General features: G+C 69.4%; 9 protein-coding genes. 7 read left to right on the top strand and 2 right to left on the bottom strand.

The features are described from left to right. The first annotated feature begins 31 nt into the window (after positions 1-31). A complete protein-coding gene (locus ACYR7D_RS23490; protein WP_459546690.1) occupies positions 32-493 on the top strand; it encodes a DUF4254 domain-containing protein in 462 nt (153 codons plus the stop codon). 1,337 nt (positions 494-1,830) lie between these two features. Then, positions 1,831-2,559, top strand: a complete 729-nt coding sequence (locus ACYR7D_RS23485) for a hypothetical protein (RefSeq protein ID WP_459546689.1) — start codon at positions 1,831-1,833, stop codon at positions 2,557-2,559. 50 nt (positions 2,560-2,609) lie between these two features. Here ACYR7D_RS23485 and ACYR7D_RS23480 read toward each other — a convergent pair whose 3' ends face one another. Next, a complete protein-coding gene (locus ACYR7D_RS23480) occupies positions 2,610-4,865 on the bottom strand; it encodes an MMPL family transporter (protein WP_459546688.1) in 2,256 nt (751 codons plus the stop codon). A 177-nt stretch (positions 4,866-5,042) separates the two neighbouring features. On the opposite strand from ACYR7D_RS23480, the gene ACYR7D_RS23475 reads away from it, so the two are divergent. Beyond that, positions 5,043-5,666: a TetR/AcrR family transcriptional regulator gene (locus ACYR7D_RS23475; protein WP_459546687.1), complete on the top strand. Its 624-nt coding sequence runs from the start codon at positions 5,043-5,045 to the stop codon at positions 5,664-5,666. Positions 5,667-5,701: 35 nt separating this feature from the next. On the opposite strand, the gene ACYR7D_RS23470 is transcribed toward ACYR7D_RS23475, so the two are convergent. Next, complete coding sequence (locus ACYR7D_RS23470; RefSeq protein WP_459546686.1) at positions 5,702-6,286, bottom strand: DUF2231 domain-containing protein; 585 nt, start codon at positions 6,284-6,286, stop codon at positions 5,702-5,704. A 492-nt stretch (positions 6,287-6,778) separates the two neighbouring features. Between ACYR7D_RS23470 and ACYR7D_RS23465 the strand changes: the two genes are divergently transcribed. The 4 genes from ACYR7D_RS23465 (at position 6,779) to ACYR7D_RS23450 (ending at position 9,002) form a co-directional block, all read left to right on the top strand. After that, the gene (locus tag ACYR7D_RS23465) at positions 6,779-7,669 is read left to right on the top strand and encodes a manganese catalase family protein (protein WP_459550261.1); all 891 of its coding nucleotides are present in this window, start codon (positions 6,779-6,781) and stop codon (positions 7,667-7,669) included. A gap of 131 nt (positions 7,670-7,800) precedes the next feature. Further along, entirely contained in the window at positions 7,801-8,544 is a 744-nt protein-coding gene (locus tag ACYR7D_RS23460) for an MBL fold metallo-hydrolase (RefSeq protein ID WP_459546685.1), read from the top strand. 39 nt (positions 8,545-8,583) lie between these two features. Further along, positions 8,584-8,736, top strand: a complete 153-nt coding sequence (locus ACYR7D_RS23455; protein WP_459546684.1) for a hypothetical protein — start codon at positions 8,584-8,586, stop codon at positions 8,734-8,736. Next, entirely contained in the window at positions 8,733-9,002 is a 270-nt protein-coding gene (locus ACYR7D_RS23450) for a hypothetical protein (RefSeq protein ID WP_459546683.1), read from the top strand. Before ACYR7D_RS23455 ends, ACYR7D_RS23450 begins: the two co-directional genes overlap by 4 nt. Positions 9,003-9,067 lie beyond the last annotated feature (65 nt).

Below are 9,067 nucleotides of genomic sequence, written 5' to 3'. Positions count from 1 at the left end.
GTACCGCGCACCGGGCTCGCGGAGCCCATCGGTGTGTGAGCGCACGGTAGGTCCCGGCATCGCGGTGTCCGGCCGGCCCCCGGCCGCCGGAGAAGCGCACCTGCCCAGCGCGACCGAACTGTTGTGCGCGCTCGGCGGCCGTCATTCTCCCGGATACCTCTGCGGGCTGGCCTCCGAACTGGCGGAATCGTACCGGCCCGGCTCGGTTCTCTCCGCGGCGCGCCGACGGGAATTGATCGCGGAGATCGATGACTGGGGCCGGCGGCATCTGCCTCCGCCGGCCGCCGGTGCCCGGGTGCACGAACAGAGTCTCGGGGAACTCATCGATGTGATGGCCGCCGGTGCCGCTCGCGCGTTCCATCTGCTGATGCACGATGATCCGGCGAGCGAACGTATGCACGCCGAATGGACCCGTCTGGCGGAGTTGAAGATCGCCTACCGCGATCTGGTGCACGATATCGAGATCGGGCGCTGCTGCCTGCCGCCCGGATGAAATCGGACTTCTCGCTCGGGCGGCCGGGCCGGTTCACCGTATTGTCGCCCAGCCGATTCCGCGAACGACGGCCCTGCGACCGCATGGTGGCGAGGCTGCTCTCGGAACGTCGGGCTCCGGTAGCCTTGGAGAGGTGTCCGTCGACGGCGATACCGGCTGCGGCGTTGCCGTTCTCGCGATTTCGGGATCGAACCGGCTCTTCCCATCCGGGAGAGTGATACCGGCTCGCGCGGCGCACCGAGACGTAACAAACTGTATTCATGTCAGTGCGAGTCAGGCCGTCGGTGTCGGCCGAGCTGATATCCGGTCGGGTCTGATCGCCGCGTCGACCAGCGGAGATATCGGTGACCCGGACCCCGAAGATAGACGTGGGCGAACTGCGCGTCTTGGTATCGACCATGGAAAGGTTGATCGCCGAGGCTTCCCGGGTCACCGCGGAACTGAAAGCTGCCATAGCTTCCGCCGAGGAAGATTCGCAGCGCAGCATCGCCGCCGTGCCCGTTCCGGAGCGGACGGTCGCTTCCGGCCACGAGATATCGGTCGAGCATCGAAGCGGCCGTGACCGACCGGCTGTCGCCGCACACAAGCCGGCGTCCACCCCGTGGTCGCGCAAACGGGCGAAGACACGGGCCTCGGGGCCGCCCGCCGGCTCCGGCGCCGCCCTCCCCGCCGCGTCTCCCCCGCCTCCGCCGGGGGCTGCGCCGGCCGGAGAGCCGGTACCCGGATCGGTAACTCCCGTACCGGTTTCCGAGCCGGCTCCGGTACCGGAAACAGGTGTACCCGTGCGGATATCGCTGGTTCGGCGTCCGGCCGGTGCGCCGCGGGCCGCGGCTGTCGACGAGCCGAGCGAGACCCAGCGCGTGACGGGGCCGGTCGTGTCGGCGGAGCCGCCCGTGGTCGGCGGTACGCGACAGCCGGAAGTACCACCTCCGAGCGGGCCCGCTCACCGGCCGCCGTCGGTGGATGCCGTCGAGGCGGGCGGCCCGCCCCGCGAAACCCGGCGCGTGGCCGACCACACCGGGTCCGCGCCACCGATCGCCGCGCGAGGAGATCGGCCGCCCGGGCCCGCTGTGCCGGACCGGGCCGCGGCATCCGGATCTCTGTCGGCGGGAGCGCGCAACAGGGTGATCGATATGCCGTCCGACCGGATGCGCACGGCAATGCGGGGTGCGGTGTCTCCACCGCCCTCGAACGAACCACCGCCCGGGTCGCGGCCGGACGAAGCGCGGCTCGAACCACCGTTGTTCCCGGCTCCGGAGAGAGGGTCGGCCGAGCCGGTGACAGGGGGTGGGCCGACCGAACCGGCCCAGGAGGAACTGTCACCGGCGGTGGTGCCGGTGTCTCCACCGCGGCCGGTACCCGATTCACGGTCGCCGGAGGTGCGGCCGGCCGGCGCAGAGCGGGCCCCGGCCCCCGAGGCACTGGCCGTATTGCGGGCGACGGGCGGGAACGAGGACGCCGAGGCGGTCCGGCTCGCGAAGGATATGGCCCGCAGGCACGGTCTGAGGATTCGTGGTTTCGATATGGCGGATATCGATGCCGCCACCGTGCGCGAGATCTCCGCTGTCCTGGATGATCTGCTGGCGAAGTACGCCGTCCCGCTGTACGGCATCGAAGTGGTCGAACAACGGGAGGATACGATCCGCCGGGAGCGTAAGAAACTGGGGGAGGCGGGGCAAGCCGGTCGTCCGCGCGTATGGATAGCGGTGGAACGAGCCGAGCTGGCAAGTCCCGGCGCGACCGAGGACGGGCGAACCAGAAGACGTTTCCGCCGATCCGGCACCCTCGGACCGCCGGTGCATGCGGCGGTGGTCCGCGCATTCGCCGCCGCGCTCGACGAGGCGGGCGACTATCGAGCCCGCCAGGAAGCGTGGCGCATCCTCATGGCCGATTCCCTGCGCGGTGGGATGGATCTCGGCAGCGGTCTGCTCGATCCGGGGCGCGCGTTGATCGAAGGTTTCACCGAATTCGAATTGCGGGGAAAGCGGGCGGGGGAGTCGGCGAAAAATCTGCACGAGGCATTGCTGAAGATGGCGCGGGCGAAACCCGAGGAGAGTTCGGCCTGACCCGGCCCGGCCACCGTCCGGTACCGCGGACGGCAGCCGGGCCGCCGAGTTCAGCGGGCCGCTGGAACCGGCTCCTCGATGGCGCCGCCGGCAGCGGTGTCGAGGCGTTCGGTGAGTTTTTCGCCTTCGATATCGAAGGCGGGTACCAGCGGAGCCAGCAACTTCGGCATCCACCAGATCCGCTCTCCCACGATCAGCATGACCGCGGGGACGATGAGCATACGCACCAGGAAGGCGTCGGCCAGTACACCGACCGCCAGGGCGAAGCCGATGGTTTTCAGGATTACGTCGTCGGTCAGGGCGAATCCGGCGAAAACGCCGATCATGATGATCGCGGCGGCGACCACGACGCGGGCGCTGTGAGCGAAGCCGTCGATCACGGCCAGGCGCGCCGGAACGCCGTGGGCATAGGCTTCACGCATCCGGCTGACGAGGAACACTTCGTAATCCATGGCGAGACCGAACAGGATGCCGGTCAGCAGGATCGGCAGGATGAACAGCACCGGGCTGGTCGTGTCCAGGCCGATCAGCCGGTTCAGCCAGCCCCACTGGAAGACCGCGACGGTGGCGCCGAGGGAGACACCCACCGAGAGCAGGAAGCCCAGCGCCGCTTTGAGCGGTACCCAGACCGAGCGGAACACCGCGATCAGCAGGAAGATCGCCAGACCCACCACCACGGCGAGGTAGATCGGGAACACGTCGGCGAGTTCGTTGGCGATATCGACACCCACCGCGGTCTGGCCGGTCACCAGGGCGCGGGCGCCGGTCTCGGTGGGCAGGTCGGCGACGGCGGCGCGGATCTCGGCGACGAGGTCCTTGGTGGCCTGCTCCGACGGACCGGAGCCGGGAATGACGGTGACGGTCGCGAACCGGACTGTCGCCAGTTGCTGAGCGAAGGCCTGCTGGGCTTCCGGGGCAGGGCTGGTGACCGCCGGGACGACGGCGGCGATATCCGAGCCCGCCGTGCCGGCGAGGGTCTGCAGGTCTTCGGTGACCGTCCGCACCGCCGCCGCCGGGTCGGGAGCGTTCGCGGTGTCGACGACCACGACGAGCGGGCCGTTCGCACCGGCACCGAAGTTCTCGGCGATCAGGTCGTAGGCGATGCGGGCGTCGCTGCCGGCGGGTTTGCTGGAGTCGTCGGGCAGGGCGAGCTGCATGGAGGCGACCGGGACGGCGGCCACGGCCGCGACGGCGATACCGGCGGCCAGGGCGGGCCAGGTGTACCGGGAGATGCCCTCCACCCAGCGCCGGCCGTGGGTGCGGGATTCCGCTCCGCCCGTCTCCTTGCTCATGTAGCGGGGGCGCCCCTTCATGACCTTGTCGCCGGCGAAACCGAGGATCGCCGGGAGCAGGGTGAGCGAGATGAGCACCGCGATCGCGACGGTGAAGGCGCCACCGAGGCCCATCTGGGTCAGGAATCCGATATTGCACACCGCCAGGCCGACCAGGGCGATGATGACGGTCAACCCGGCGAAGACCACGGCGGACCCCGCGGTGCCGACAGCGCGGCCGGCGGCCTCCTCCAGTGAGCGTCCGGCGCGGACCTCGCTCTGGTACCGCGACATGATGAACAGCGCGTAGTCGATACCGACCGCCAGGCCGAGCATGGTGCCGAGCGCGGGGGTCACCGAGCTGAGCTCGACGAACCCGGTGAGGGTGGTGATGGCGAGCATCCCGATCCCCACGCCGACGAGTGCGGTCAGCAGCGGCATACCCGCGGCCACCAAGGATCCGAAGGTGATCGCCAGGACCACCAGGGCGACCGCGACACCGATCACCTCGGCGAGCGGCATCTCGATCTGGCTGAGCGCGTCACCGCCGATGGCGACACCGAGCCCGGATTCCTCCGCGGCGCGGGCGGCGTTCTCGAGTGCTGTCCGGTCGGTATCGGGGAGTTCGTTGGCGGTTTTGCTGTAGCTCACCGAGGCGTAGCCGACCCGGCCGTCCGCGGAGAGCGCGCCCCCGGTGAACGGGTCCGTCACCGACTGCACGTTCTCGGTCGTCAGGCCACGCAGCGCCGCGGCGACCGCGGAGCTGTAGGAGGGTTCGGTCAGCGACCGGCCTTCGGGTGCCTCGAACACCACCCGCGCGGTGGCACCGTCGGGGGCGGCCTGTGGGCTGCGTTCCTCGATGAGCTCGAATGCCTGCGTGGACTCGATACCGGGGAGTTCGAACTTCTCGCTCGTCTTCCCCGCCAGTGTCGCCGCGCCGACCGCGAGCACGGCCAGCAGCGCCACCCAGACCGCTGCCACCACCCTGCGGTGGACGAACGACCACCGGCCGAGCCGGAACAACTGCCACGCCATGCGCTCTCCTCCAGGCGGCTATGTGGACCCTATGGTCCGGATATGCTTCAGGGTAGGAGTAAGCGGACTCGAGGGTCCACTTCAGGGAGGTAGATGTGGAGCAACTCACGTGGACCCCGGAATGAGACGTGGGTCTCGGTCCGGGTGGGCCCACACCGGCCGTGGCGAGGCGGCACCGTGAGCGGCAGGGCGACACCGGATCCGGATACGGCACCCGGCGATCCGCAAGAGTGGGCCGGGCGCCGGGCGGACGCGCGGCACAACCACGAGCGGGTACTGGCCGCGGCGATAGAAGTGTTCACCGAGCACGGTATCGGCGCCACCATTCCGCAGGTCGCGGCCCGCGCCGGCGTCGGTAAAGCCACGGTCTACCGCAGTTACCCCACCAAAGCCGACCTGGTGCGGGCGCTGGCACGGATGCATATCGACTGGTTCCACCAACTCGCCACCGCCGCTGTCGCGGCGGCGCGGACCGATGCGTATCACGCCCTCGAGGACCTCTTGGAACGGGTCACCGCCCGGCTGGCCGAGGACCGGCTGATGATCGAGGTCCTCAGCGGCGTCGAAGGGTTCGGCGACGAACGCCTCGAACAGCAATTGGAACAGATCCTGACGCTGGGCCGCGCTCAGGGAAGCCTGCGCGCGGACGCCACCGGCATGGATATCCAGGTCCTGGTTTCCGGGGCGGCCCGCGCATTGATCGAGCTCGATATCCGGGATCCCGCCGTATGGCGCCGCTACGCGCGGCTCGCGCTGGCGGCGTTGCGCGCTCAGCCGGCCGGGGACGGGCCCCGGTCGTGACCGGCGAAGCCGCGGACATTCGGCTACACCGGTGATCAGGGATCCGTGCGCGGCTCCACCACCGAGACGGGTTCGGCGGGGGCGATTTCCGGCCGGCCGGGGGCAGGCCGGCGCTGCCAGCGATACACGCCCGCGCCGAGAGCATAGGAGAGGTGACCGCCCAGGGCACCACCGATGCCCACCGCCGCCAGTCCGGACGCGCCGAGAACGGTGGCGTGCCGTGGGTGTGCTCGACGCAGGTAGGCCCCGAGGAACAAGGCGCTGCCCACGGCGTTGCTGCTCGCGTGGACGAGGGCCACACGCCGCTGCGGGGTATCGAGGCCGGGGACCTCGGCCAGACCCGTCACGAGGGTGGGCGCCGTGGCCGCCAGTCCGAGGAGAACGAGGCGTTGCGCGGAATCGTATCGACCGGCCAGGCGCAGCACAGCGGCACTGGACCACGCGCCGATCGGCACCGTGACGAGCAACGGATGTACCGGATGGCCGAGCCACGACCCGCGCAGCCATTCCGCGATACGCCCCTGCCCCAGAGCACGTTCGATCACAGCGGTCAGCGCCGCGGCCGGCCGGTCCACGCCGGCGGTTTCTTCGACCGCGCGCAGTACTCGATGCACGTTCATTCCGCCGCCATACCCGTCTCCGGCACGACGAATCACCTCGATACCGGGTACGCCGTCGCGCCGCTCCCGGCTGCCGGCCCGTCGCGGACATCATCGTCGGCGGCGTACCGGGCCGTCGCACACGGCTCGGTCCCGGGCCGGTGGCCGACAGGGGGCCGACCGCGACCGACGCCCACCCACTGTCGTGGCCCGGGGCACAGCGCCGGGCAGTGGAACACGCGCCCTCGATGTCCCGGCCGGGCGGTGAGAATTCCCCTACCGTAGGCATCACGCTCCGGGACCCGAGACCACCGAGCCGGACGGTGGGTTCGGTCTGCCGCCCACGACTCGCCCGATGACCTCCGTGGACCCGCGGTACGAGGTGTGCCACCCGCGAACACCGGGCCGGTACAAGCGCGCACGCTTTCGATGCTTCCCTACCTACACCGCTGTTTCCGCCGTGGCGCGGGCAGGTCACGCGCGGACGATACGGTGCCGACCACGAGGAGTGAAGTGTTCATCCACAACAAGGATCTCCAGTTCGAGGTGCGGGTCGAACGCCCGGACCCTCGGTTCGCGACCCTGCTGCAGGAACAGTTCGGTGGCGCCAACGGTGAGCTCAAGGCCGCGATGCAGTACTTCAGCCAGGCCTTCGTGCTGCGCCGCAAACATCCGAAGATGTACGACCTGTTCATGGATATCGCCACCGAGGAATTCAGTCATCTCGAGATCGTCGGCAATATGATCACCATGCTGCTGGACGGGCTCAACGACGACCTGAAACAAGCCAACGAACACTGTGACTGGATGCCGGTGGTCGCCTCCGCCGATGGCCGGGAACAGGCCATTCACCAGGTGGCCACCGACCCGCTGTTCCTCGCGTTGCGCGGCGGCGGGCCCGATGTGGGCAACTCGGCCGGTGTGCCCTGGTCCGGGGCGTATGTGAACTCCAACGGGGAACCTTCGGTGGACCTGCGGAGCAATCTTGCCGCCGAATCGCGCGCCAAGATCGTCTACGAGTACCTGAAGCAGTTCACCGACGATCCCGGCGTCCAGGACACCCTGTCGTTCTTGATGACGCGCGAAGTGGCCCACTTCCAGCAGTTCACCGCGGCTCTCAACGAGCTGCCGGTCAACTTCCCGCCGGGCGCGCTGCCCGGCGACGACCGTTTCCAGAACCTCGCGTTCAACATGTCCGACGGTGCCGGTAGCGCGCGGGGTCCGTGGAACGAAGGCCGGGGACCCTGGCCCGAGGGTGTCGAATGGAAGTACGTCGAGGATCCCGTGCGCGACTGGATCGGCAGCGCGGAGCGGGAGAACCGGGGTACTAACACCAATCCGGAGGGCAGTCCCGCGGTGGCGGGCAGCAAGCCGTTCACCCACGAACAGCACAGGCCCGCCTGAGCTCTCGGGCGGGCCCCGGAGCCGTCCGCACTGTGATCTCCTGCCGGTCGCCGTCCCGTACGGCGACCGGCAGCCTGCCTCGCTCCCGATGGCGGCGGTTTGCCCTCTGACCTGCCGGGTAGCACGGCGCCATGCTGGAACGCAACGTCACCGACGGCGTCCATCGGCTCGCGCATGCCGAGGTCAATGTGTACCTGGTCGAGGACGACGACGGCGTCACCGTGGTGGACACCGGGCTGCCCGCGACCTTCCGCCGCATCACCGCCGCACTGCGCGAGCTCGGGCGCACCCCGGCCGAGGTGCGCGCTGTGCTGCTCACCCACGCGCATTTCGACCATATCGGCTCGGCCCGACGGGTCCACGAAGAGTGGGGTGTCCCGGTTCACGCCCACGAGGGTGACCGTTTCCTGGCCGCTCATCCGTATCGGTACCAGCGCGAACGCAACCCACTGAGGTATCCGGTCGAATACCCGCGGTCGCTGCCGGTCCTGGGGAAGATGGCCTTGGCGGGAGCGTTCTTCGTACGCGGTCTGGGCGATACCGTGGCCATGGAGGCCGGCGCCCGGCTCGCCGTGCCGGGCCGGCCCAGGGTGGTGTTCACTCCCGGCCACACCTGGGGGCACTGTGCCCTGCACCTCTCCGAGCGGGACGCCGTGATCTCCGGTGACGCACTGGTCACCCTGGATCCCTACACCGGTGGGAAAGGTCCACAGATCGTATCGGGTGCGGCCACCGCCGACAGCTCTCGGGCGTTGGCTTCGCTCGCCGCGCTGGCGGATACGGGAGCGCGTTCGGTGCTGCCGGGACACGGGCAGCCGTGGCATCGGGGTGTGGTATCGGCGGTCGAGATCGCGTTGCGTGCCGGGCCCTCGTGACCACGGGTGGCCCTGCCGCCGACCAGGAACGGAGTGCGCATGACCGGCAAGAAGATCCAGGTGGCCGTGGGCGTCGATGTCGATTCCTGTGCCGGATGGCTCGGTTCCTACGGCGGTGGGGATTCGCCCAACGATATGCGGCGCGGGGTCTTCGGCGTCCGCGAGGCTACGTGGCGCCGTGGTGGGAGATGAGTGCCCACACCGCCGCGATCCTCGCCGAATACGGGTTCTCCTACGACCATTCCCAGAACTACAACGATTTCGTCCCCTTCTATGCCCGGGTGGGCGATACGTGGACGCCCATCGATACATCCGGACCGGCTCGACCGGCCGGAATGCATCGGTCGCTGAGGCGGCGGCCGGGCCGGGGCGGGTATCGGCGGCGGCAAAAATTGACAACAGGGTGGCGCCCCGATAGTTTGATACACCTCATGGGTACTTTGTTGTTCTTCCTGTAATCACTCCCCGACGCGTCGAGCGCCGCTCCGTTGCCGAGCCGGCCCCGCGTTCTCTCTCCCCACGA

This window comes from Nocardia sp. X0981, assembly GCF_977089955.1.
This window is presented reverse-complemented; position numbering and strand designations above follow the sequence as displayed.